Below are 26,038 nucleotides of genomic sequence, written 5' to 3'. Positions count from 1 at the left end.
TATCCCCTTATTGTTTTCTTTAAATAAGTTCCGTTTTTTTTATATCATCAACCGTTTTTGTTCCAGCTAATTGCATATCAATTGTTAATTCCTTAGCTAAATGTTCAAAGACTGATTGAACGCCTTTCGCACCACCCAAATGAAGCCCATAAACCATTGGACGGCCAATGGCAACGACATCCGCCCCACTAGCAAGCGCTTTAAATATATGTGAACCACGACGAACGCCACTATCAAAGACAATTGGCACTCGTTTATTGACCTTCTTAGCAATTAACTCAAGAACATCAAACGATGCAGGTCCGCCATCTAGTTGCCGACCGCCATGATTTGAAACCCAAATACCTTTAGCTCCAGCTTCAATAATAGCATCAACATCCAATGGTGATTGAATACCTTTAACGAAAACGGGTAAGTCAGTATAATCAGAAATACTCTTAATATCTGCTAAACTCAATGTTTGTTTAGCATTAGCATAAATAGCTGCGATTCCTTGTCCTTCACCTTCACCATATTCAGCTAAATTAGCCATTGGTTGAGGGAAGATAAATTTATTAATACTATCAGCTTCACGATTACCACCTAGTGTTGAATCAGCTGTTAATATGATAGCCTTCATCCCCACTTCTTTGGCTTGATCTAATAAAAAATGATTAAATTTATCATCTTTACTCATATACAATTGGAAAAATTGAGGTCCACCAGTTCCTCCATTATATGTTTCTGAAATCGTTTTATTTGAATACGTACTAAGCGACATAATTGAACCAACTGCGGCCATCCCCTTAGCAGTATCAATTTCACCTTGTTCATGGGCTAGCCCCTGTGCCGCAACTGGAGCTGCTATCATTGGCATTTGTAAATCAATACCCATAAATGTTGTTGATAAATCCGGATTTTCGATATTTTGTAAAACTCGAGGTGAAATTTGCTTATGATTAAATGCACTTGTATTTTCGCGTAACGTCCATTCATCCTCAGCTCCACCAGCAATATACCCAAATGCACCCTTTTCCATACGTGCTTCCACTAATTTTTCTAATGATTGAACATTGGTGATTTCAATCGAATGTTCTTCTTGACTTGCTTGATATCCCATAATTGTATCCCCCTATACTATTTATACTTGTAGTGTAGCCCTTAATAATAAATACTGTCATCAATAACACTTACTATATGTCAATAACGGCTATATAATTATTCAATCCATACAACAATGGCTAATCAAAGAATTACTAATTTGATATTAACTATTTTGGTCGAATTAATTTATATTGCTCTCCTAAGTTAGCGTATTCTGGTCCAGCCAGCCTCGCCACTGGATCTAATTTTTTAGCATTAATATACATTTTTTCTTTATCCAAAACATCATCTTCTATGTGAAAACAAACCACTTCAAGAATAAATAAATCCGTAATAATCTTACCATCATCCATAATAGGAACATACTGGTTCAATATAACTTCAAACCTCGCTTTAACACCATCAATCCCTGGCACCAATACCTTATTACTAGGAACCGTTGTTAATTTCAATTCGGAAACTTCACTCTCGTCTAGTCCAAAACTAGCAGCGCTCTGATTAACAAATTCCATTAATTCACGTGTTGGTAATTGGACCACAGCCTGTTTCGAACTAACTAAATTAGCCGCGGTGTGTTTCATTTCACCATTTCTACGTCGATTAATTGATATCGACATTAATGGCAACGTATCCGATACAACACTAAAAAAACTAAACGGAGCTAAATTAATTAGTCCCGTCTCATTTACAGTAGTAACCCATGCTATGGGTCTCGGAATTAATGTACCAGACATTAATTTGTACTGATTTTTAGCCGATAATTCGTTACTATTAAATGAAATCATCTTATATTATTCCTCAATTTTTAATCTATTGGTCTTATCTAACCATTGTTTAGCATTCCGTAATTCTAATTCTGAAATTTGATGTGATTGTTCAGCCTCAAAACTGGTAAATTCAATATTAAATTCTCGACAAAACTTCTTTAGTTCATCAAAATTTGATTTTGAAACAATTGGATCTAAAAATCCATATGAACCCCAAATTTTAATATCACTTAAGTCGACAGTCGCTTTAATATTTTCCGATAACACCATAGGATGTAGTAAAACAGCTGTTTTAAATAGTGCCTGTTCCGTTAATAATGAATGGAAGGCAACGTTAGCCCCATTAGAATAACCTAGGACAATTAATTTTTCTGGATCAAAAGCGTACTTCACAGCTAACTCATTAATTACAGTCATTAACCAATTTGTCTCTACAGATAAACTATTTAAATCGAAATCACCATCCGGTAAATGTGCAAAATAGCGTGTTAAACCATTCTCTATTAACCGTCCACGAATGCCAATTTTAGGACTATCTGGAGCCAAAAAATCTGCAATTGATAGTAAATCTGATTCCGTTCCACCAGTTCCATGCAACATTAAGATTGTCGCATTGCCAACCCTACCAGCTTTATAAGATGTAATTGCTTCTGCCATATCTATAACTTCTTGTCTGAATTGAAATTAACTAAGTGAGCTTCAATATCTGCACGTTGGTCTTCTAAAAATGGTGGTAACTCTAGGTGAATACCAGCTTCTTCATATGTTTCATCTTGCAAGAATCCAGGACCATCCGTTGCAATTTCAAATAATACACCTTCACCAGGACGGAAATACTCTGATTTAAAATAGAATCGGTCAACAAAACCTGAATCACGAATACCAACTCTTTGTATTTGTTCAATCCAATAGTTTAATGACTCTTCATCTTCTGTCCTGAAAGCAATATGATGAACTGTTCCATATGCTTGAATCTCATTCGGTAAATCTTGGTCTTCTTCGATAATAATTTGTGCGCCATGTCCACCATCGTTCAATTCATATAATGTACGTTGATTTTCTGTGGCAATTTTATCAAATCCCAATAATTGTCTTAACACAATATCCATACGTTCTGGATAATCCACTGTAATAATTGTTGTTCCTAACCCATTAATTGCGAACATCTTGGGAACCGGACTATATAATTAAGGTGTCCCAGCTTCCACACCATGATTACGTTCGTCAGAAATTAATTGATATTGCTCATGATCAAAATCATAAAAATTCATTGTTTTACTGCCAAAATTCATTTCAATTTCATCATGTTTAATATCATAATCGTCAAATCGTTCTGCCCAAAAATCTAGGGCATCATCGCTAGGAACTCTAAATCCAATTCTCGAAATACCATTTTTTCCTTTTGTGCCTTGAAATAAACCCGGAAAATCAAAAAAGGTAATATCGGTTCCTGCCGATCCCATATCATCCGTAAAGTATAGATGATAGGTTCTAACATCATCTTGATTTACTGTTTTTTTAATTAAATGTAATCCTAATATTTCTGTCATAAAATGAAACATTTTTGGTGAACTTGAAGTAATAGCTGTAATATGATGTAATCCTAATAATTTAGTGTTCATGATTGATACCCCCAATTTATTTAATAAACTTAAATTATCACACTTACTAAAAGTAAGCAATTTATTTAACCTAATTATTTTATACTTAAGTCTGATAACCTTAATCTATACTTTAGAAGATTCATTTATTAAACAAGTTACAAATTCTTGAATTGGCTTTGGTAGTTCGTTTCTTCCAACAAGGTAGAATTCACGCTGATACTGTTTTGATAGTACTTTGACTGGTATCTCTGGGTAATCAGTCAGTGCAGTCTGTGAAACAATTGATTGCCCTATACCTTGTCTGAGCAATTGAATAATTAATGAATTACTTTTAATCGTCATGAAGTGCTCTAACGTTAAATTATTTGCTTTTAAGTAGTTAATTGAATAATGATAAACACCTGATCCATGTTCTCTAAGTAACCACGGCTCATCCTCATTACCAGCCCAAACTAATTGATCAGTCGTCAACGAGTAACGTTTAATATTCTTCTCAGTCAACGGTTTTTCAATAAATCCAAAATCTAACTTATGTTGCTTTAATTGTTCCATAATTTGTGATGAATTAAGAACGCTAACTTCTAATTCTAATCGTTTTAGAGATTCCTTATTTTTGCGTAACAGGTCAGGTAGTAAGTATGCTGCAGTGGTGTGTGAGGCAGCTATTTTACAGGCAATTTTCTGATCAGTTTTTTGATGTTTTAAGGCAAATAAATCTTGCTGCCATAAATCTAGTAATTGCTGTGTTTGCTGGTAAAGTAGCGTTCCACTCTCGGTAGGTACAATTTGTTGTCGGCCATTTCTTTCAAATAACATAACACCTAATGTTTCTTCCAATTGCTTAATTTGAACTGAAATCGTTGGTTGTGATAAAAATAGTAGTTGCGCACTAGTAGTAAAGTTCCTTGTTTCATAAACTGATTTAAAAATTTCTAAATTTTTAAAAATATTAACCACTTCCATTCGTTTTATTAATAGTACTTATTATAAAGATTTATTTTATTAATTAAAAGAAATCAGCTATAGTTAAAGTATTGTTTAGAGAGGATGATCATATTGAAAAAAATAACTAACTTACTACCAGGATTTATCGTTGCCTTACTAATTGGGCTTGCCAGCTATTTTATTGCTAAACTTTGGTTGCCCATGTTAGGTGGTGCAACTATTGCTTTATTCATTGGAATCATTTTAGGTAATACTGTTCTACATCAACCCACACTAACGGCCGGAACTAAATTTTCTGAGAAACGTTTATTAGAATACTCAGTTCTTTTGTTAGGTGCGACTATCACATTTCAAAGTATTAAAGAAATTGGTTTAAATGGCTTACTTTTTACTTTTCTTCAAATGAGTATCACAATTATTTTTGCAATTTGGCTAGGTAAAAAATTAGCCTTTGGTGAAGGTACTTACTTATTAATGGCCGGTGGAAATGCTGTCTGTGGTTCATCAGCCATTGGTGCAATTGCCCCAGTTATTGATGCTGATAATGAAGAAACTGGAATTTCAATTACGTTAGTTAATCTAATGGGAACCATTTTAATGTTAACATTACCTATTATTGGAACCCTCCTCTGGGGTGGTAACAATGTTTTCAGAGGTGTCTTAATTGGTGGAACTGTGCAATCTGTTGGGCAAGTAGTTGCAAGTGCAACTATGCTAAATCAGGATGTCATCGTAACTGCTACATTGTTCAAAATATTAAGAATTATTTGTTTAGTATTTGTTATTACTATTTTTAGCTATTTACACAGCAAGAATCAACCTACCCAAAAAGCGTCACAAGTAACAACAAAAAAATCAACTTTAGTTCCTTGGTATGTTATTGGATTTTTAACACTTTGTGTCCTTAATAGTTTACATTTTTTACCTTCACGAATTGGTGAAACTGCACATTTTCTAAGTACATGGTGTGAAATAATCGCCTTAGCTGCTATTGGCCTTCGGTTAAATTTAAAATCACTATTTAGTCAAGGCAAGCGTTTATTACTTTATGCTGGTGGTATTATGCTTGTTCAAGTAGTATTAGCAATCGGTTTAATTACAATTTTATTTTAAAAAAATAATCATATGACCTGGCCATAATATGCCAAAGTCATATGATCATTTTTTTATTCAGATTATAATTTAAAGATGCGTTCTTGCCGGTCAAAACTCTGATCAGCAAACCAACCTTCCAACAATGTTAATTGCTGCCGTTCAAAAATGATTTCCTTATTTTTAGCCAAGCACTTAATCACATGTCCGGCTGTTTCACGAGTAGTCCCGCTAACTAACGCTAGCTCTTTAATCGTGACACGATAAGGAATAACGACATGCTTTTCTGTGAAATCAGCACCTAATTGTTCTGCTAAAATATTGATAGCTTGTACAATTCGATCATGAGCACTAGACGTTACCATTCTTTGCACTTGATTCTCTGTAGCGCTTAGAATTGTTGACATCTCCCTTATTGATCGAGTAGCCATCAGAATATTTTGCTTCAATATCCGTTCAACTAAGGCCATTGGGAAATAGACGATTTGTATATCCGTCATGGCTCTCGCTAAATAAGGGTAATTTTTATCACTTAGTAAGCCTCGATACGGAAATCCTAAGTCATTTTTGATATATGAATAAAATCCAAAGTCGCCATCAATATCAAATCGTTCAACCCGTATTACGCCTTCTATTAAAAAATAAAAACGTGTACGTTGATCATTTTCGTCAAAAAGAACCTGACCTTTTTGGAACGATTTGATACTCATGTTGTTCATTAGTAAATTGGCTTCTTCATCAGTAAGTGCTTCAAAATCTGATAATTTTCTTAAATACTGCATATATTGGGGTACTGCTTTAATTTTTTGCATTGTTTGATCCCCTCCACTAATTACTAACTCCCTAAACTCTCTCCTTTATCATTTTAACATGGATATTCCTTGGCCACAATTTACCTTACAACTTTGTTAGCTAGTTCAGCTTAACTATCGCTTTTTATTAACCTTTTACGATAACTGTCCCAGCATCATTATCTAATAATTGACTGATGTTTTCTAAAGATGTCACAATTGCGCGACCCTTTTTACTTGCTTCAACGAATTCAATCGCAGCTTCAATCTTAGGTAACATACTACCTTTAGCGAATTGATCTTCTTTGATATATTCTTTTAATTCAGAAACAGTTACCTGTTCTAATTTTTCTTGATTAGGTTTATTGAAGTTAACATAAACATTATCAACACTCGTCAAAATAATAAGTAAATCAGCATCTACCAATTCAGCTAATTTTTCTGAAGCGAAATCTTTATCAATAACAGCTTCTACGCCATGTAATTTACCGTTTTCTTCAACAACAGGAACACCACCGCCACCAACAGAAATTGAAATAACACCATTTTCTGTTAATTGATCGATTGTTTTGTATTCTTTAATCCCAGTTGGACGTGGTGAAGGAACAACACGACGCCATCCACGACCAGCATCTTCAACAAATGTCATCTCTTCATGTGCAGCCATTTCTGCTTTAGCAGCTGTTTCTGAATAGAATGGACCAACTGGTTTAGTTGGGTTACTAAATGCAGCATCATTTTGATCAACGATAACTTGTGTCACAATAGTTGCAACTTCTTTATTGATTCCTTTTTCAACCAATGCATTATCCAATGCATTTTGCATCCAATAACCAATACTTCCTTGTGTCATTGCAACACAAGTATCTAATGGTAAGGCTGGGTTCTTTTCAGAAACTGCAGCTGCTTGTTGAAGTAATAAGTTCCCAACTTGTGGACCATTACCATGAGAGATAATTAATTTATCCCCTTTTTCAACAAATTTAACAAGATATTCAGCTGTTTCTCGCAATGCTTTTTGTTGTGCCTCAGCACTAGCATCCTTTGATAAAATAGCATTTCCACCTAAAGCAATAACAATTTTTCTTGACATATTAATCGACTCCTCATTTTTTTATTTATTAAACAACCATTTTTCCTGAAGCAATTAACCAAATACCAATGCAAGCACCAATAATTATAACCAGGGTTATACCTATTTCGCCTTTTGATAAGAATTTTTCACCTTGTGCTACTCTTGCTTTCCCATAGAAGTAAATCCCTGGAATGTAAGCGATTAAACAGAGTAATAAATAACTGATACCGGCCATAATAATCCCGGCAACTTGGAATAATAGCGCAATTAAACCATATACTAATTGTGCTTTATTGCCTTTTTCATCAATATGTTGAATTGAGTATTTAACTTGATACATCGCAACTAAGATATAACAAACAATAATTGAAGCTGTACATAGTGAATAAGCAAAATTATAAGCCTTATCTGTGAATAAAAGCGTGAAAAGGAATAATTGTACTAATCCGCCTGTTACGATTAAAGCAAAAGTTGGTGCTTTTTTATCATTAACTTTACCAAAGTAACCGGGTAATAATTTACTTTTGGCCATTAATAACATTGTTTCTGCTGGAAGCATTGTCCATGATAACCATGCACCCAAAATTGAAACAATTAAGCCAATACCGATAACGTAACCACCAACTGGTCCAACCATTTCAACAGCAATATATAACATTGCTGGTTGATGAATTGAAGCTAATTGTGCTTGTGTCAAAATACCGTATGGTAACATTGAAGCTAAAACGTAAACGACTAATAAACTAATTAAGCCAATGATTGTAGCCTTACCTGCATCAGATTTCTTTTCTGCACGAGAAGACAACATTGATGCCCCTTCGATACCTACAAAGACCCACATCATAACCATCATACATTTTTTAATTTGTGAAGCGACATCGCCAACAACGAAGTTATGACTCATTGTGCCCCAGAAGTTAGCTGTAAAAATATCGATCTTGAATAAGAATATAGCAACAACAATAAATACAAAAATTGGAATTAATTTGCAGACCGTAACAATCGCATTGATTGCTGCTGCACCTTCAATACCGCGATTAACAAAGTATGTTAATCCCCAGCAAAGGATACTTGCAATTAAAATTGAAGGTAGATTTTGTCCTGATTTAAAGATAGGGAAAAAGTAACCAACCGCACTCATCAAGATTGTAGCGAATGCAACGTTTCCTAACCAAGCAGATAACCAGTAACCCCAACCACTGATGAATCCAGCGAATGGTCCAAATCCTTTTTCTGCATAAGTAAAAATACCTTCTAAATCTGGTTCTTTATTTAATAAGTTATTCAATGAAAGAGATAACATCAAAATACCAATTCCGACAATTACCCAACCAATTAGAGCAGGACCGGGTGAAGATGCATTGGCTAAATCAGAGGTTAGTCCGAAGACCCCACCACCAATAGAAGAACTAATAACTAACGCGACTAGCGCCATTAAACTAATTTTTTTAACTGTATGTTTTTCGTCCATAATTTAACTGCCTACTTTCTTTATTAAAAATAAAAAGGGACCTAATCTAAAGTCTTGCTCCAGATTAGTCCCCCTAATGACAGCCTATTTTTTTGCAGAGACACTTCCCTGTTAAGTTACTTTCACCGTTAAAAACAAACTATCATAATGTTATTAAACGCGTGGAATGAATAAGTTTCCTGCAGTTGCAGCCATAATTGCTTTGATTGAATGCATTCTGTTTTCTGCTTCTTCAAATTGACGCGCATATTTACTACGGAATGCTTCGTCAGTAATTTCCATTTCTTTAACACCATATTTTTCGAACATTTCTTTACCATATTCAGTTTCAATGCCATGGAATGCTGGTAAACAATGCATGATGATCATATTTTCATTACCAGTCTTTTTAACCATGTCCATGTTTAATTGGTATGGTTTCAATGTGTTAATACGTTCTTCGAATTTATCTTCTTCACCCATTGATACCCAAACATCTGTGTAAAGAATATCTGAACCTTTAACCCCTTTATCAACGTCTGAAGTAATCATGTTCTTGCTTCCTGATTTTTTAGCAAATTCAGCAGCAAATTTTTGAACTTCTTCAGTTGGTTGTAATGAGTCAGGTGCAACGATATGAATATTTACACCTAACATTGATCCAGTTACCAAAAGGCTGTTAGCCATATTGTTACGGCCATCCCCAACGTATGTTAATGTGATGCCTTTTAATTTGCCAAAGTTTTCTTTAACAGTCATAAAATCAGCAATCATTTGTGTTGGATGCCATTCATCAGTTAAACCATTCCATACAGGAACGCCTGAGAATTTAGCTAATCCTTCAACAACATCTTGGCTGAATCCACGGAATTCAATACCGTCGAACATACTACCTAATACTTTAGCTGTATCTTCAACTGATTCTTTTTTACCTAATTGAATATCATTTTTTCCAAGAAATTCAGGATGAGCACCTAAATCAACTGATGCTGTTGTGAAAGCAGCACGTGTTCTTGTTGAATTTTTTTCAAAAAGTAAGGCAATATTCTTACCTTGAAGATATTTATGAGGGATTCCACGTTTTTTCAAATCTTTTAAATGAATTGAGAAATCGATTAAATATTCTAATTCTTCTGGAGTAAAATCTTTTTCTGCTAAAAGACTGCGACCTTGAAAGACTGTGTTTGACATATTAATTTCCACCTTTTTTAAATTTTATTTTTTTAAGTCTTCACGAACGATAGGCATACTCATACAACGTGGACCACCACGACCTCGTGATAATTCGGCTGAAATAACTTCAATAACTTTAATTCCATAACTTCTTAGGACTTCATTTGAAACGTAGTTACGATTATAAGTTACAACTGTATTAGGAGCGATTGCCAATGTATTTGAACCATCATTCCATTGTTCACGAGGTGCAACTACTGCATCGCCGTTACCAACTGGAATTAAGATAAGTTCTGGTACTTTTAAGACTTCACGTAAGACATTTTGTAAGTCTGTACGATGTGAAATGTTAATGTGGTTATCTTTACCTGGTTCTAAGATAAATGTATCAACGTTTCCGCCATTATCTTGGATTCCTGGATGAATTGTAAATTTATCGTAATCAATCATTGTGAACACTGTATCCAAATGCATCATTGCACGGTTATTAGGGATTTTAATTGCTAGAATCTTATCAAAGCCACTGTGTTTTGCAAATAATACTTGTGCTAATTCTTCGATTGAACGAGCTGAAGTACGTTGCGAAATACCAATTGCAAGAACGTGGTCGTTTAAAATTAATTCGTCTCCACCTTCCATACGGTCGAGATGGTTACGACTACGCCATACGTTTACGCCTTTATTAGCAAAACGTGGATGGTATTCCATAATGTATTCCATAAATAATGATTCGCGACGACGTGCAGCGAATGTCATACGGTTAATTGTTAAACCATCACCCATTGATGCTGCTGGGTCACGTGTAAAGTAAAGGTTAGGCATTGGATCCATAAAGAATGGATAGTCTTCAGAAGAACTTAAATCAACTAAAGCATTTGACTTGTAATCGATTTCATTTGTTCTAACGCCAGCCATAATTTTATCAACCATATCTTGTGTTTCCATTGAAAGTAAATATTCTTTCAATGCAGCATGGAGTGTGCTAGAAACTAAACCTGATTCATCTAACATTTTTTCCAAGAATTCTTCTTTTACATTTCCTGCATCTAAAGCTTCTGCAGCCAATGTTTCAAGATAAATTGTTTCAACGCCATTGTCTTGCAATGTTTTTGCGAAAAAATCATGTTCTCTTTGAATTTCAGGTAAGTATGGAATATCGTCAAATAAAAGACGACCCATGATATCTGGTGTTAAGTTTTCAACTTCTTTACCGGGTCTCTTTAACAAAACTGTTTTAAGAGTTCCGATTTCTGATGTTACGTGTACTGGACTTGTCATAATGATTACCTCCCATATATTTATTACATGCATAGCATAACAGGAATAATTAGCCTATATTAGTAAACGCTTACACCTATAATGTGAACTATTTCTCATTATGAGGATTCTTACGGTTCAATATCGTATATTACATTTATAAAACGCTTCCACTACCGTGTTTTTAAAATTATTAAATGAGAAACATTAAAAGTACATTATTTTTATGATAATTCTTACTTTAATAAATTAAGACTTGTAATACTAAGAGTGCACCACCAAATAATAGAACAAAGACAACGACGGGCCAAACGAATTTTACCCAGTGCGAATATCTGATATTTAACATTTGAAGTGTTGCCATAACTAACCCTGTTGGTGCTAAGAAAAGCATTGCATACTGTCCAAATTGATAAGCAGAAACGACAATAAATCTTGGAATATCTGCAGAATCAGCTAATGGCGCAAATATTGGCATTGCTAAAACGGCTAATCCGGATGAAGAAGGTACGATAAATCCAAGGAAGAAGAAAATAACCATCATGATAATTATGAAAATTGGTCCACTTACGCCAACAACTAAAGATGACGCATATTGAAGAATGGTATCTGAAATCAATCCTTGATTTAACACGATATTTATCCCTCTGGCAAGTCCAATAATAAATGACACCCCAACTAAACTAGATGCACCACTGACAAAAGCATCAATGACACCCTTTTCACCTAGACCATCTCGACCTGTACCTGTTAAGAACATAATGGCGATAGCAAATACCAAGAATGAAGATGCCATCGTTGGGAACCACCAACCTTTTGCCATAACGCCCCAAACCATGATTGGGAATGTCACAACAAATAATAATAGAATAATTTTCTTACGAATAGTGAAAACTGATTTATTACCACCTTCACCTGAAGATACTGACCATAATCGATTAAAGTCTTTACTATCTTCATAAGTAATTGAAGCTGTTGGATCATCCTTAACCTTTTTACTATAACGTCCTAAATAAATAATTAAGAAAATAGACCCGACAATCAAACCAACAATCCGCCAAATCATACCTTGCGTAAAATCAATTCCGGCTGCATTTGACGCAATAACAACTGAGAACGGATTAATCGTAGAGAATGTGGTCCCAATAGAACTGGATAAGAAAATTGCCCCCACGCAGACTATCGAATCATAGCCCATCGCGATAAATACTGGTACCAATATTGGATAGAAGGCCACTGCCTCTTCTTCAATCCCGCAAAGAGTTCCGCCTAAAACCATTAAAATTGAAACAAAGAAAATTGATAAAAATTCATGACCTTTGGTTTTCTTAGTTAGCGCAATTAAACCTGATTCAAACGCGCCGCTGACTTTAACAACACCAATTAAACCACCCAGGACTAAAATAAAGACCATAATATCTACGGCTTCAATTGTCCCGTTAACCATACTATTTGTGATATCAGCTGGTCCTGCCGGATTTTGCTTCAATCGCTGATATGTATTAGGTATTGATACTGCTGCCGTAATACCACCTGATGTAAATTGTTTAATATCAATTTTGACATGAAGTTTATCCAATTGATTTTGTGTCGCAGGAACTTTTTTTACATTCCCATGCGCATCGGTAATTTTTAATTCCGTACTTGCCTGATCATAAGATAATTTAGAGTAAGAGCCCGCTGGAATAATCCATGTTGCCATAACTGCAACAATCGTTAATATAAATAAAATAACAAAAGCGCCGGGCATTTTTAACTTAAATTTCTTTTTAGGTACCTTTTCCATTGTTGTCGTTGAATCCATTATAATTTCCTCCTTTAATTGTTTTATACCAAATAGATAGCGGCGTTATCCTTTTACTGTATTTTTATCATGACACCCTCCTCTGCCGGTCGTTTCGCTTGGAGTATATCAACAGTCTACAGTTTCTGGTGTGAAATCGGTTACATTAAAAGTGTGAACCAGCTCACACTTTTTGATTTATCATCTAATTTTACTTTCCACAAAAAGAGAGATAAAAAGTAACTTGTAAATCTACTTTTTATCTCTCTTTGATGCACTAAACTTATTCATGTAATGCTTGTGACAAGCGTTTTAATCCTTCTACTAAAACGGATTCTTTAGCACAGTAACCTAATCTTGCATGTCCTGGCACACCAAATCGGCTTCCAGGTACTAATAAAACCCCATAATCTTTTAATAATTTTTGACAAAATTGTTCATCATCTTCAATTGTTTCAAATTTTATAAATGAAGTCGAGACAGATTTTGGCACTACTAAGCTAACTGCTGGCTCATTTTCCACCCAATCACTTAAAATTTTTAAATTTCGTTTCACAATTTGTCGATTTCTATCCAATACTAATTCTTTATTTTTTAAAATATGAACAGCCATTTGGTCATTAAATACACCTGCACAAATCATCGTATAATCACGGTATTTTCTAAAAATATCTGTAACAGCTGGACTAGCAACCGTCCAACCGATTCTAATACCGGGAGTTGAATAGGTTTTTGATAAACTATTCGTCGCAATACCTTTGTCATATAAATCAACAATTGAACTTACGTCCGTTGTATCATCTAAAGGTAAATAGACCTCATCAACTAATACATATGCGCCGACTTCTTTTGCAATTTTAACGATTTCAGTCATTAGTTTAGTTTCAATTACTGTTCCCGTTGGGTTATTCGCATTATTTAAACAAATCATTTTAGTATCTGGTCGAATAATTGCTCGTAATTCATCCAAATCAGGCATCCATTGATTTTTTTCAGAAATATTCCAAAAATCGACTTCAGCTCCTAATGATTTAGGAATATCATAGAGTTGCTGATAACTAGGATACATAGAAATCACATGATCACCAGGTTCAATCAACGCGTATAGTGCCAGTTGATTTGCTCCTGTTGCACCATTAGTTTGTAAAACTTGTTCCGGCGAAACCGCTTTATAAAGTTTGCTAACCTCTGCTTTAAAAGCTGGGGACCCCTCAATCCAACCATAATTCATCTTTTGTGCATCTAAATCACGATAAAAATCCTGACCATTTTCTTGACCAATATTTAATAATTCGTTCATTGTCATCGATGAAACCGTTCTTTGTGCAATATCATACGTAGCTTTAGATTCATAGACATTTAACCACTCTTCAACGCCAAATCCTGCAATTTCCATAAGTTATCATTCTCCAATCTATATTATTTGTCTTAACGTCCTAAATAATAACAGAAATTAAAAATTAAGCCAGTGTCTGTTTAAATATATTAAAATGACAAATCTGAACTTTTAATTTTATAACATAAAAAATCTGTTGCCAGTAATAGGTTTTCCTATCATCAACAACAGATATTACAGTTTTTAATAAATTATCTAATCTACTAAGGTAAATCCAAATGTGCTACCCAGCGCTTGGATTTTTTTTAACATTAACTTAGGGATACTAGGATCACTCATCGATAACGTTAATTGCCATTTTTCTTGATTTAGCAAATTAGGATTTGCAACTAATGCTGACCCAACAGCAACTAAATCTAATCCCGATTTTAATGCTGTCGTTGCTCTATCAAAAGTATTTAATGAGCCGGCTGCCACGATTGGTACCCGTTGATTAACTAGTTGAGAAACTCTTTGAATATAGGGTTCACCACCCTTTGGACCATCAGTTAACGCATCACCCAACGAAAGGTGCAAATAACTCACCTGTTTAGCAACTAAATTCGTTATCAAAGCTTCTGTATCTTCTAATTTAAGACCATCTGTTTCACGTTCTTCAAGTGTAATTCGGTAACCGATAATAAATTCTTTAGTCGTATTTTCATCAGCCACTCGTTGAACTTCATCAACTACTGCCATAGCAAATCGTAATCTATTTTCTAATGATCCGCCCCACTGATCAGTCCGATGATTATAGTGTGGTGAAAGAAAATTTTGAATTAGAAATCCATGGGCACCGTGAATTTCAATACCATCAAAACCTGCTTGAATTGCACGTTTAGTTGCTGTTCCGAAAGCCTTTATAACTTGTATTAGCTCTTCTTCTGCCAATTCTCGAGGTGTCTGTGCTGGAGCAAATGGTGTTTTTGGTGCTGGTACTGGACTCGCACTAACAACGTCATGATTTGTAATTAATTCTGGTAATGCCTTATTTCCAGCATGATTTAATTGTAAGATGGCCTTTGCCCCACCGGCCTTAATAGCTGTGGCTAACTTCGTCAAACCTGGTATAAATCGATCTTCATAAACACCAATTTCATGATCAAATCCAACACCATTTTCTTGTACATGGCTCGAACCTGTGATAACCATTCCGACCTGTTTTGCACGTTGTTCGTAATAACTAATTTCTGCTTCAGAAACTGTTTGATCATCGTTACTTGCCCATGTTGTCATAGGTGCCATCACAAGTTTATTTTGTAGGGTTATTTGTTCATTTAAATTGAATTTTTTTCGTAAGTTAATTTGCTTAATCATTATAAAATGTTCCTCCTATATCTAATATAGGTTTATAATAAACCTTCAAGTCGACTTGAAGGCAAGCTTTTTATTTATCGGTCATTTTTAACATCTGTTTTACATGATTTTCGTACGTTTCAATTTTATTATCTAAAAAATTATAAGTATCTTGCATCGCCGCGATTTGTTCACCTAATAATCGTTGCTGTTTAATCAAAATCTGTTTACGTTGCTCTTCAGTGGCCTCACCTTGTTGCGTTAGGTCAGCATATTCTTTTAAAATGTTGATTGAAATCCCCGTTTGACGCATATGTTTTGCAAAATTAACCCATTCTAAATCGATTTCATCATAGTCCCGATACCCGCTTGTATTCCGTGATACAGTGGGAATAAGTCCTACTTCCTCATAATATCGTAACGTCGCAGTCGGTAAATCAAACTTCTCACTTACTTTTTTAATATTCAAAATCAAACACTCCTATTCTCATCTTTTTTAATCTCATTAGACAATTAAGATAAAGGATCAGATTAAATTTTATAATGTTTCACATGAAACATTTACATCATTTTTTCAGCTAAGCAGTTACATTCAACCATTTCTGGTGCATTTTTACTTTTTTCATCAATCACACTTTGTAGTTTCACAATATCTGATTGGCTTAACTCAACTTCACTTAATAAATCGGCAATTGTTGAGCCAATTTTCATTTGGCACATATGTTCAAATAATAACTGACTAACATGATCCATCGTCGTTTGTTCTTCTATTAGGGGTTTGTATATGAATGCTCGGCCCTCTTTATCAGCAGATAATGCACCCTTTTTTACTAATCGACCCAATAATGTTTTTATTGTTGGCATTTGCCAATTCTTTTTTTCTTTTAAATTCTTAAATATTTCATTACTAGTACTCTGACCTAATGTCCAGATAACACGCATAACTTCCCACTCAGCGTCGCTAATTTCAATTATTTTTTTATTATTCATTAGTATTGCCCTTCTTTCATTGGTCTTATGATTACAATTGTAAACTAATGTATTTAACCCGTCAATAAGCTATCTTTCAAATTAGTATAATCGGTTAAATACTCATTATTAACTAATACTATCTCATTTTTTAATATTGATTAAACTCATTTGTTTTTGCATATTATTCGTTTCCTTTTTTTAACTTAGCTTTTAAACAAAACAATTGATATACTAGTGTTTATGACTTTAGACTAATTATTTAAGGGGATTTTTTATGACTACTTTTTTTAATCGCTACAAAACATCTTTATTATTACTCTCGGGTCTAATCATAGGTGGGATTGTCGGCTTAATCTTTAAAGAACAAGCTGCTGTCCTTAAACCTTTAGGAGATCTTTTTCTAAATCTAATGTACATGATTTTAGTTCCACTTGTTTTTTTCAGTATTTCATCTGCCATCGCAGAAATGTCTGAAATGAAACGACTTGGTAAAATCATGATTACAACATTAATTGTCTTCCTAACAACGGCTTTCATTGCTGGTGTTATTGGGTATATCGGTGTTCGTCTCTTTAACCCTATTCACGGCGTCAACGTTGATACGATTAAAGGTTTGATGGGTACTGTTAAAGATACATCAACAAAATCATCTGGTTTAGAAACATTAGTTAATACATTCACCGTTAATGACTTTTATCATTTATTATCAAAAGATAATATGTTACAACTAATTATCTTTTCGATTTTAATGGGTACAGCTGCTTCAGCAACCGGTAAAGAATCTAGTGTATTTACAAAATTTTTATCAGCTGGAAACGTAGTAGTTATGCGGATGGTTAAATATGTGATGATCTACGCGCCAATTGGTTTAGGTTGTTTCTTTGCCAATATTATCGGTAATTTAGGACCTCAGATTGCTGCCGGATATTTGCGCAGTTTCATTCTTTACTTAGGTATTACAGCTTTCTACTTCTTTGTGATGATGAGTTTCTATGCATTTATCGCAGGTGGCAAAGCCGGTTTTATGATTTTTTGGAAAAATGTCTCAGCTCCTGCTGTTACAGCAATTGCAACAAGTTCTTCAGCTGCATGTATCCCTGTTAACCTAGAGTATTCTAAAAAAATGGGCGTGAGCGAAGATATCGCAAATACGATCATCCCATTAGGTGCAAATACGCACAAGGATGGCTCTGTTATTGGTGGCATCTTAAAAACAACATTTTTATTTGCCGTTTTTGGTAAAGATATCACGAGTTTAAATAATATGATTATGATTATCTGTGTTTCATTCTTGGTTGGTGTCGTGATGGGCGCTATTCCAGGTGGTGGTATGGTTGCCGAAACCTTAATTTGTTCAATCTTCGGTTTCCCAATGGCTGCTCTTCCATTAATTCTAATTATTACAACCATCATTGATATTCCCGCAACTTTATTAAATTCAACAGGAAATACTGCTACTGCAATGCTTGTTACGCGTTTCGTTGAAGGTAAAAATTGGTTAAAAGATTTTATGGCACAATAATAATAACAATCCCCCTATATTAGATACTGAAATATCAGTCTAGTATAGGGGTTTTTTGTAATTAAAAACTGCCCTTTCCAAAATTGGACGGACAGTTTACTATTAATCATCTTCTCTACTTAATTGGTCTCTACCATACTTTATATTTTTTCTTCGCGTATTTTGTGAATCCTCAAATGCTTGACGATATTGACGAAACCATCTAAGTATCGTTCCTTCACTAACGTCGAGTGCCTCTTCAGCATCCTCTGTAAAATTCTCCCACGCATCAGGATCTTGTTGTTTTATTTCTTTTCTAAGTGTCGTAATAATTGGTTTTAATTTTTCTCTATCTTCAGGTGTCATCTCTAAGAATGCCTCAGTACCTTTAGGTTCCATTTGACTAATATTAGTAAATTCACTGTTATCTGCACTATTAGTAATAAATGAACGAATTGGTATGATAATAAAAAAGACTAACGTTATTTTAGGGAAAAACCAGCCTATAAGAATTAAAGCTAATATTAATAATCCGGTTTCTGTGTTATGTCTGCCATAAATGGTTACATATACTTTTTTCATATCAGATTTTTCTGTATATTTTTGATGAATAATTTCTTTTACAATTTCCCTGAATAGATAAATAATTAACAAATATAAAACACCATACATTGTAACCGTTTCTCTGACAGTATCACTTGTCATTAGTCGTGTGAAGGTTGGCATTAACGATAAAAGCATCATTAAGATTAAATCCATCACAATTATTTTATTTGGTACTTCATTTACTTCCGAAAATGCGACCGCATGTTGATACCAGATATTAGCAACAAAACAGAAACTAACAATAAAGATTCCAATGGCTTGAAACAAACCAACAAAGTTAATCTCCCCATTTTTTATCTCAATTGGCATCTCTAATACCATAATGGTTATAATAATGGCTATAATCGCATCACTTAACGTATCCAACCGCTCTTTAATTTTCATATGTACCTCCTTTAAAATACTGCTATATTTAACCTATTTTTTTCTTTTTTTTAGTCGTTCTTCTCGTAAGGCTAATAATTTTGCAGTCGTTGATAAGGACATCGATATTAAAATAAAAAATAAACTAGTTTTGATAACTACTGTTGGTAATGCCCCTCCAACTGATTTAATAACAAGCGTTGATATTGTTAAAAAAACTGTGAAAAAATTTAAAATAAGTAAACTAATATCATATTTTCCCTTAATTTTTAATAAAATATGAGAAAAATAGAAAAAAGCAATACTAATTATCATAAATAAACTATAAATTATAAAAAAGATAATAATAAATACGACTGGTTCTGCTTTTGCAATCTCCATAAAGGAACGATCCGTTGCTATTTCTGACACTGATAAAACTTGTGAAAATAAAAAATAGGTAGCAATCACAAAAATAGCATACGTAATAATCTTTTTAACATTTTTCATCATTTTAGCATCTTTCATTATTCACCATTCCTCTAATCCAAGATTTATAATTATTCTTATATTATATTATTTATGGCTAACAGATCATCAATTTCGTAGGTCGCTTTTATTGATGTCTTATTTTTAATGTTTTTCGGATTGTACCAGACAGTATCAACGTGAACATTGTTCCCACCTTGAATATCTGATGTTAAAGAATCACCAATAATAAGTGCCTTATCGGGATTAAATCCAGCAATATGGTCAAAAGCATAGTTAAAAAAGCCAACCGTTGGTTTTTGATAACCCGTCATTTCCGAAACAAATATTTGCGGAAAGTACTTATCTAACTTTGATTCTGCTAATCGTTTATACTGCATGTTTGCAACGCCATTGGTAATAATCGACAATTGATAGTTAGCTGTATCTATTGATGCCAATAATTCATCTGCGCCCATCATTTTTTCATGTCCGGCAGACAGATTATCTTGATACTGTTTAGCCAACTCTTTACCATCAACTACTCTATTAAACTGTTTTTTGAAAAATATCGCAAACCGATTTTCTAATAATTGATCCCGCTTTAAATTACCACGCTCATATTGGCGCCATAACTGCTGATTAAATTTCAAATAATTTTGTTTTATTTTATCATCTAATGTTATTTTTTGCGTTAAAAAAAGCTTTTCTAGTGCAGCTTTTTCAGTTAACCCAAAATCAAGTAACGTATCATCAATATCAAATAGTAAAAATTCGTAATTTTTCAATTCAATTCTCAACTTTCATTCATGTAATTTAGTTACTGGACATTATCATTTTAACATAAGATTTAAAGTAACAAAAAAGCTTTGAATAAGGAATTATATCCCTATCCAAAGCTTCTTATTTTTATAATTTAAATTTTAGTACCAACCGTTTGATAACCAGAATGATTTTGCAGCACTCCATGAACCATAACGACTTGTTACGTAATTGTTAGCTACTTTTTCTTGGTTTGCAGCTGAGTAATCACCATTTAAATATGATGAACTTAATTGGTATTTACCAATATATTGGCCATTTCTTGCTGAGTATGAACCACCAGATTCTTTGTTAGCAATCCATGCTTTAGCACTTGATGAATCAGTAGTGCTTGCAGTTGCTGTTGACACTGTACTCTTTGGTGCAACTGTTGTTGCTGCTTTAGCAGGAGTTGCAGCTGGTGTTGCTGCCTTAGTAGTTGTTGTATTTGTTGTTGATGCTGTATTTGCTGTTTTAGCAGCTGTATCAGTATTGATTGTTAATTGTTCACCAACATAAATTAAATTAGCGTTACTAATTTTATTTTCTTTAACAATTGCGTTAACACTGACATCATTAGATGTTTTGTTAGCGTAAGTTGCTGAGATGTTATTTAGTGTATCACCTGATTTTACAGTATATACATCAGCATCTGCTGCTTTAACTGCAAGTCCAAGACCTGCTGCTACTGTTGCTACCATTGCTACTGAAAATTTTGTCATCTTTTTATTTAATTTCATTATATTTAGTTCTCCTTTTAAGTTAAACGTTTTTATTTATTTTTTTCTTATTTATCTTACGAGGTTCATACTATCAGTTAGTTTTTACATAAGCATTTCAGTCAAATATCATTATCTTGAAATAATGTAATAAATATCATATTCCGTAATAAATGTAAAATAAATCAAATACACCATTACCTTCTTATTCCCTTAGTGACAGTTAATCTATTAATAATTCGTCTGTAATTTATGTGTCAAAATATAGAGATAAATACGTTGAAAATCAAGTAAAAAGTTTATTTTTTTAATTGATTTATTAAAAAAAGGTATTATCAGCAATGAATATTGCTAATAATACCTTTAAAATTTCACTTGATCGTGCTGTGTCCAAGTATCTAATCGAGCACTTTTGATCACTATTTCATAAATAATCTCATTTTCTATATCTTCTTCCAGTAATCCATCCATAAATCCTGGCACCTGTGCCCGATACAACTCTGCTAGATCTTCTAATTTATATTTTGACCTCTTAACACTTAACCTATTACTAGCAATAGTCATCCCTGTACTCGTTGGAATTGTATTAATAGCTGCTTTACCTAAATCCAATTCAGCAATTTTAGGCGTTTCCGGAGCTGAACCAAAATACCAAACATTTGATTTATCAGGTGAAACAATAAATCGCATCTGACGACTCGATGGCATCCCATCTGCAGTAGCAGTACTCAGGACCATTTGATTTGTTTCACCAATAAATCGTCTAAATTTATCTAACACATTATGTTCTTCCACTTCTGAAGGTGCCCCTTCATCAATAAATGCTAATACCTCATCAACTGTTTTTAACTTAGACTCATTTTGTAGGTAATACAATATTTGTGGGATATACGGTGAAATATCCCGATCTTTATAATAAAACTGTAACCATCTTTTTGAAGCAAGCAGTGGGCCCGCGTACGTTACTCTTAGTTTAGTTTTATACCAACTAATTAAATGTTTTAATGGCCAGTGTTTGAGCATTATTTGCCAAAAGTATGACGTAAATAGAAATAGAATTGCCGCTACCAGTACATTAACTTCTATAATACTGACAACTGACAACATTTTGAATGGCTCAAATGTCATATAAAGTCCTAATAGGATTCCGGTTGATAAAACCGTTAAAAACGTAACTAATCTTCGCTTAAATAATCTTAATTTATGTAACATCAAGCCCGAAATGTCACGTCTTTTCTTCATATTTCTTTCTCGTACAACCATCTCATCTAATAATCTTTTATCCTCTTTAGAAATCATCTTCATCCTCATCTCCAAAGTAATCAAATTGTTGCCTTAATTCAAATGTCCCAATATCGGCATAATCTTGTATGATAATTTTATTTTGACCCTCTCTATGATCTCGTGGCCCATATTTTAAATAGTACATTTCTTCAGCTAAGTCAGTGTGTTTCTTTAATAATTTTGAATCATAACTTTCTATATCATTTTTTAGACGATTATTCGAAAGAATTAAATTATAAATATGCAAAATTAAAAAGAACGCAATAAAAAACAAATAGTATTGTAGGAATGTATTTATAATCGTATCAAAAAGCTCAGTAAATAGTGTTTGATCAATTGGGATTGCCTTATCTTTAAATAAAATCAAGATAACCGTGATACTGATTGGTACTAAGCACGCAATCCAGCCAATTGTTATTAATACTAATTGTCTTAGTTTGAGACTTACATTTTTTTGACCAAAAAACCAATCAATCGTCAATGCGTCTTCATCTACTTCGTTCACAATATAGTCAGGCTTATTTTTTGTCATCATCGTCGCCTCCTAAATCTGTTGTAATACTATCCGAACGTTCAGGTGAATGCCATACGCCACCATCTTCACCCGTAATAATTTTACGCACTGTCGGAATTAACTCAGCTACCATTGTATACGTATTTACCATCCAGTAAATGAGGATATACCACGGCGCAAAAATAACGTATTTTAAAGATTTACCACTATCATTGAAAAATGACGCCATGATTAACTGAATCAAACCAATAATGACCTCTATTGAAATAAATATGCAGGCGAGCGCTAAGTTATTGCTCAACTGTAACCAATCACCATTTACAATACAGATAATTTGAATTGCTAAAAATGCAATCATACTTAACCAATAAAAGACTGACCAAATAACACTTAATCCATAATCAATAATAATAGGTACACTTGAAAATTGTTTAATCGGATGACGTAGAACGCGTAACGTCTTCGTTAGAAGTACATAAACGCCACCAGATGACCATCTATGTCTTTGTTTAATTAGTTCACCTAGCTTTTCAGGTACATCCATAAAGAAGCGAATATGCGGCGCAAAATAAGCCACCCAACCTAATGCCTGCATGTCCCAGGCAATTGCGATATCTTCTGTTGGCTGTTCAGCTTCCCAACCACCAACATCTAAAACGGCTGCTTTTCGATACATTGTATTTGCACCTGAGAAAGCAAATAAACCGCCATAAGATAATTGCGATCTCTTAATTAAGCCAATGATTGAATTTAATTCATTCTGTTGTGCTTCTGCTACAATTGTTGTTTTATTAATTGGTAACATATTCCCAGTGACAGCGCCTAAATTCTTGCCACCTTTTCTTTCAAAATATGACATATATTTCCATAAGGCATCAACTTCTGGTTTTGAATCCGCATCATTGGATAAAATAAATTCGCCTTTAGCAAATGCCAATGCAATATTGAATCCAGCTGCTTTTCCACGATTATTAATAATTGTGATCGTTCTTAAACGTGATTTGAACTCCTCTTGTAGCGTCTCCAAAATCTCACCGGTTTTATCTGTGGAACCATCATTAATTACAATAACTTCATATTTATCTAGAGGATAATTTAACTTAGTCTCTAGATGTCGAATTGTTGCTTCTATTGATTGTTCCTCATTATGAGCAGGTACAAAAATAGAAATGAATGGTTCTCCCTTCTCTAAATATTTAGGGAGCTCCTTCTTCTCCATAAATATTCTATAATAAAGGCTCGATACAATAAAGGCTAGGCCTCCAACGATTGGATACGATACAATCGTGTAAATGAGTACCTTCGTAATATCGTTTAGTACTGTTGCTGTCATATAATGACCCCCAAATAATTGTAGTTAAATAAATAGCTAAAATCCTTTACATACATTGACTTAACGCCCTTTTTAAACTATAACCTCTGTGATTTTAATAATCAAATAAAATATTCTAATACTGGATTACTTTGTCTGTCACTATTTTAAAAATTTAAAAGCTATGCTTTCTTTTTAAAAATGTTTCACATGAAACATTTTTAAGCGATTATTTTTAATTAATTTTCAATTTTATGCTAGTATCAGTATAATTATTAAATATTTATTATGGGGGATATTAATTATGAAACAATCACACTACGATACAATTATTATTGGTGCTGGACCTGGTGGTCTTTCTACTGCTTTTGATTTAAGTAAAAAGCAATCTGTTCTCATTATTGAAAATGATCTTTGGGGTGGTACTTGTCCTAATCGAGGTTGTGACCCAAAAAAAATGCTTTATTCTGCTGTTGAAACTAAACAACGCCAAGAAGCAATGCAAGGCTTCGGACTAACTGGCAGTTCTATCATTGATTGGCCTAAATTAATGGCTTTTAAATCAGCTTATACGGATAAAGTTCCAGCCAATACCCTAGCAGGTTTATCTGCAGCAAATATTAAAACTGTTCACGGATCTGCTAAGTTTATTTCAAAGTCAGAAATTAACGTTAATACTGAAACTTACACTGCCGATAATTTTGTAATTGCGACCGGTCAGTCACCTGTAGTCCCTGATATTCCAGGCAGTCATTTACTAAAAACAAGTACCGATTTTTTATCACTTGAAGAATTACCAGATAAAATAGCTTTTATTGGCGCTGGCTATGTTTCAATTGAGCTTGCTAATATAGCTGCTATTGCTGGCTCAGAAGTTCATATTATTCAACATAATAGTCAAATATTACGTGGATTTCCAATTGAATATACAACCCGTCTCATTGAGAATTTGAAAACTAATGGTGTCCATTTTCACTTTGACACTAATATTACAGAAATAACAGAAGGTCCTTTAGGCTTCCAGATGTTAGACGATAAGGGATTATCTTTAACTGTTGATTTGGCAATTTCAGCTATGGGCCGTCAACCTAACGTTAATACATTAAACCTACCTGCTACAGGTGCTGAATCAGATTCACATGGTATTATTGTGGATTCTCACTTAAAAACGAAAAATGATCGAATTTATGCCATTGGAGATATTGTTTCACGCAAACAACCTAAGTTAACACCTGTTTCAACATTTGAAGGTCATTACGTTGCAGACCAACTACTTAAAAAATCGAATAGTCCAATTGCTTACCCACCAATTCCAATGACTGTCTATGCCAGCCCACAACTATCTCAAGTTGGCATTACGATTGAACAAGCTAAAAATGAACCTGAACATTATGACATTAGAGTACAAGAGACAACTAACTGGTATTCCTTTAATCGAATTAAAGAATCTGAAGCATCTGTGACAACTATCTTTGATAAATCATCCAACTTACTTGTTGGTGCTGTCGCATACACCACAATTGCGGAAGAACTTATCAATTATCTAACACCATTAATTGCTAACAAAACATCAAAAACAGATGTTACTAAACTTATCTTAGCTTATCCGACTCCAGCAAGTGACCTAACCTATTATCTATAAAAAATACGATTAAAAAGGTATCTGCCTTTTTGTAAAAATCCCGCCATGATTATCAGATGAAATATATAATTTCATTCGACAATCATGGCGGGATTTTTTTGCCTAGAGTTAAGTACAGTGCATTTGATAAATTGACATTAATCAAGGAATTTACACTGGGAATCTATTAATAACTTTACAAGCAGA

At 33.8% G+C, this 26,038-nt stretch carries 24 protein-coding genes and 1 pseudogene; 3 read left to right on the top strand and 22 right to left on the bottom strand.

Annotated features, from left to right (window positions below; genetic code table 11):
* Window positions 1–19 precede the first annotated feature (19 nt).
* From AC1RPR_RS01720 to AC1RPR_RS01700, 5 genes and pseudogenes are all read right to left on the bottom strand, one after another.
* Window positions 20–1,099, bottom strand: coding sequence for a lactate oxidase (locus tag AC1RPR_RS01720; RefSeq protein ID WP_481761118.1), 1,080 nt, complete (start codon window positions 1,097–1,099; stop codon window positions 20–22).
* Window positions 1,100–1,250: 151 nt separating this feature from the next.
* On the bottom strand, window positions 1,251–1,868 hold the full coding sequence (locus AC1RPR_RS01715; RefSeq protein WP_481761117.1) for a flavin reductase family protein: 618 nt from the start codon (window positions 1,866–1,868) through the stop codon (window positions 1,251–1,253).
* A gap of 6 nt (window positions 1,869–1,874) precedes the next feature.
* Window positions 1,875–2,507 (bottom strand): alpha/beta hydrolase, encoded by a 633-nt coding sequence (locus AC1RPR_RS01710; protein WP_481761116.1) that lies wholly within the window; start codon window positions 2,505–2,507, stop codon window positions 1,875–1,877.
* 2 nt (window positions 2,508–2,509) lie between these two features.
* Window positions 2,510–3,472: pseudogene (locus AC1RPR_RS01705) on the bottom strand (ring-cleaving dioxygenase).
* A 105-nt stretch (window positions 3,473–3,577) separates the two neighbouring features.
* On the bottom strand, window positions 3,578–4,417 hold the full coding sequence (locus AC1RPR_RS01700; RefSeq protein WP_481761115.1) for a LysR substrate-binding domain-containing protein: 840 nt from the start codon (window positions 4,415–4,417) through the stop codon (window positions 3,578–3,580).
* Between the two features lie 84 nt (window positions 4,418–4,501).
* Between AC1RPR_RS01700 and AC1RPR_RS01695 the strand changes: the two genes are divergently transcribed.
* Window positions 4,502–5,512 carry a YeiH family protein gene (locus AC1RPR_RS01695; protein ID WP_481761114.1) on the top strand — a complete coding sequence of 337 codons (1,011 nt, stop codon included), beginning with the start codon at window positions 4,502–4,504 and terminating at the stop codon, window positions 5,510–5,512.
* 62 nt (window positions 5,513–5,574) lie between these two features.
* On the opposite strand, the gene AC1RPR_RS01690 is transcribed toward AC1RPR_RS01695, so the two are convergent.
* The 10 genes from AC1RPR_RS01690 to AC1RPR_RS01645 form a co-directional block, all read right to left on the bottom strand.
* A complete protein-coding gene (locus AC1RPR_RS01690) occupies window positions 5,575–6,303 on the bottom strand; it encodes a Crp/Fnr family transcriptional regulator (protein ID WP_481761113.1) in 729 nt (242 codons plus the stop codon).
* A 127-nt stretch (window positions 6,304–6,430) separates the two neighbouring features.
* Window positions 6,431–7,375, bottom strand: coding sequence for a carbamate kinase (arcC, locus tag AC1RPR_RS01685; RefSeq protein WP_409021884.1), 945 nt, complete (start codon window positions 7,373–7,375; stop codon window positions 6,431–6,433).
* 28 nt (window positions 7,376–7,403) lie between these two features.
* Window positions 7,404–8,828 (bottom strand): arginine-ornithine antiporter, encoded by a 1,425-nt coding sequence (gene arcD, locus AC1RPR_RS01680; protein ID WP_481761112.1) that lies wholly within the window; start codon window positions 8,826–8,828, stop codon window positions 7,404–7,406.
* A gap of 153 nt (window positions 8,829–8,981) precedes the next feature.
* A complete protein-coding gene (gene argF, locus AC1RPR_RS01675) occupies window positions 8,982–9,998 on the bottom strand; it encodes an ornithine carbamoyltransferase (protein ID WP_481761111.1) in 1,017 nt (338 codons plus the stop codon).
* A gap of 24 nt (window positions 9,999–10,022) precedes the next feature.
* Window positions 10,023–11,258 carry an arginine deiminase gene (gene arcA / locus AC1RPR_RS01670; RefSeq protein ID WP_409021880.1) on the bottom strand — a complete coding sequence of 412 codons (1,236 nt, stop codon included), beginning with the start codon at window positions 11,256–11,258 and terminating at the stop codon, window positions 10,023–10,025.
* A 220-nt stretch (window positions 11,259–11,478) separates the two neighbouring features.
* Window positions 11,479–13,041, bottom strand: coding sequence for a YfcC family protein (locus AC1RPR_RS01665; protein ID WP_481761110.1), 1,563 nt, complete (start codon window positions 13,039–13,041; stop codon window positions 11,479–11,481).
* Window positions 13,042–13,303: 262 nt separating this feature from the next.
* The gene (locus AC1RPR_RS01660) at window positions 13,304–14,416 is read right to left on the bottom strand and encodes an aminotransferase (RefSeq protein ID WP_481761109.1); all 1,113 of its coding nucleotides are present in this window, start codon (window positions 14,414–14,416) and stop codon (window positions 13,304–13,306) included.
* A gap of 195 nt (window positions 14,417–14,611) precedes the next feature.
* The gene (locus AC1RPR_RS01655; RefSeq protein ID WP_481761108.1) at window positions 14,612–15,712 is read right to left on the bottom strand and encodes an NADH-dependent flavin oxidoreductase; all 1,101 of its coding nucleotides are present in this window, start codon (window positions 15,710–15,712) and stop codon (window positions 14,612–14,614) included.
* 70 nt (window positions 15,713–15,782) lie between these two features.
* A complete protein-coding gene (locus AC1RPR_RS01650) occupies window positions 15,783–16,160 on the bottom strand; it encodes a MerR family transcriptional regulator (protein ID WP_481761107.1) in 378 nt (125 codons plus the stop codon).
* 92 nt (window positions 16,161–16,252) lie between these two features.
* Window positions 16,253–16,681, bottom strand: a complete 429-nt coding sequence (locus tag AC1RPR_RS01645; protein WP_481761106.1) for a CopY/TcrY family copper transport repressor — start codon at window positions 16,679–16,681, stop codon at window positions 16,253–16,255.
* A gap of 256 nt (window positions 16,682–16,937) precedes the next feature.
* On the opposite strand from AC1RPR_RS01645, the gene AC1RPR_RS01640 reads away from it, so the two are divergent.
* Window positions 16,938–18,185 (top strand): dicarboxylate/amino acid:cation symporter, encoded by a 1,248-nt coding sequence (locus tag AC1RPR_RS01640; RefSeq protein ID WP_481761105.1) that lies wholly within the window; start codon window positions 16,938–16,940, stop codon window positions 18,183–18,185.
* A gap of 102 nt (window positions 18,186–18,287) precedes the next feature.
* Here the strand turns inward: AC1RPR_RS01640 and AC1RPR_RS01635 are convergent, their stop codons facing one another.
* The 7 genes from AC1RPR_RS01635 to AC1RPR_RS01605 form a co-directional block, all read right to left on the bottom strand.
* Entirely contained in the window at window positions 18,288–19,154 is an 867-nt protein-coding gene (locus AC1RPR_RS01635; RefSeq protein ID WP_481761104.1) for a TMEM175 family protein, read from the bottom strand.
* Window positions 19,155–19,187: 33 nt separating this feature from the next.
* Entirely contained in the window at window positions 19,188–19,640 is a 453-nt protein-coding gene (locus AC1RPR_RS01630) for a hypothetical protein (protein ID WP_481761103.1), read from the bottom strand.
* A gap of 38 nt (window positions 19,641–19,678) precedes the next feature.
* Window positions 19,679–20,368: a YjjG family noncanonical pyrimidine nucleotidase gene (locus tag AC1RPR_RS01625; protein ID WP_481762165.1), complete on the bottom strand. Its 690-nt coding sequence runs from the start codon at window positions 20,366–20,368 to the stop codon at window positions 19,679–19,681.
* A 135-nt stretch (window positions 20,369–20,503) separates the two neighbouring features.
* On the bottom strand, window positions 20,504–21,121 hold the full coding sequence (gene apf / locus AC1RPR_RS01620) for an aggregation-promoting factor (protein ID WP_481761101.1): 618 nt from the start codon (window positions 21,119–21,121) through the stop codon (window positions 20,504–20,506).
* Between the two features lie 342 nt (window positions 21,122–21,463).
* Window positions 21,464–22,399 carry a pyridoxamine 5'-phosphate oxidase family protein gene (locus AC1RPR_RS01615; RefSeq protein ID WP_481761100.1) on the bottom strand — a complete coding sequence of 312 codons (936 nt, stop codon included), beginning with the start codon at window positions 22,397–22,399 and terminating at the stop codon, window positions 21,464–21,466.
* Window positions 22,389–22,916 (bottom strand): hypothetical protein, encoded by a 528-nt coding sequence (locus tag AC1RPR_RS01610; RefSeq protein WP_481761099.1) that lies wholly within the window; start codon window positions 22,914–22,916, stop codon window positions 22,389–22,391. Before AC1RPR_RS01610 ends, AC1RPR_RS01615 begins: the two co-directional genes overlap by 11 nt.
* The gene (locus AC1RPR_RS01605; RefSeq protein WP_409021868.1) at window positions 22,903–24,231 is read right to left on the bottom strand and encodes a glycosyltransferase family 2 protein; all 1,329 of its coding nucleotides are present in this window, start codon (window positions 24,229–24,231) and stop codon (window positions 22,903–22,905) included. The genes AC1RPR_RS01610 and AC1RPR_RS01605 overlap by 14 nt, the downstream gene beginning before the upstream one ends.
* Window positions 24,232–24,514: 283 nt before the next feature.
* On the opposite strand from AC1RPR_RS01605, the gene AC1RPR_RS01600 reads away from it, so the two are divergent.
* On the top strand, window positions 24,515–25,852 hold the full coding sequence (locus tag AC1RPR_RS01600) for a dihydrolipoyl dehydrogenase family protein (RefSeq protein WP_481761098.1): 1,338 nt from the start codon (window positions 24,515–24,517) through the stop codon (window positions 25,850–25,852).
* The last annotated feature ends 186 nt before the right edge of the window (window positions 25,853–26,038 follow it).

It is taken from the genome of Dellaglioa sp. CoH-57-MRSF-22, from assembly GCF_056781895.1.
This window is presented reverse-complemented; position numbering and strand designations above follow the sequence as displayed.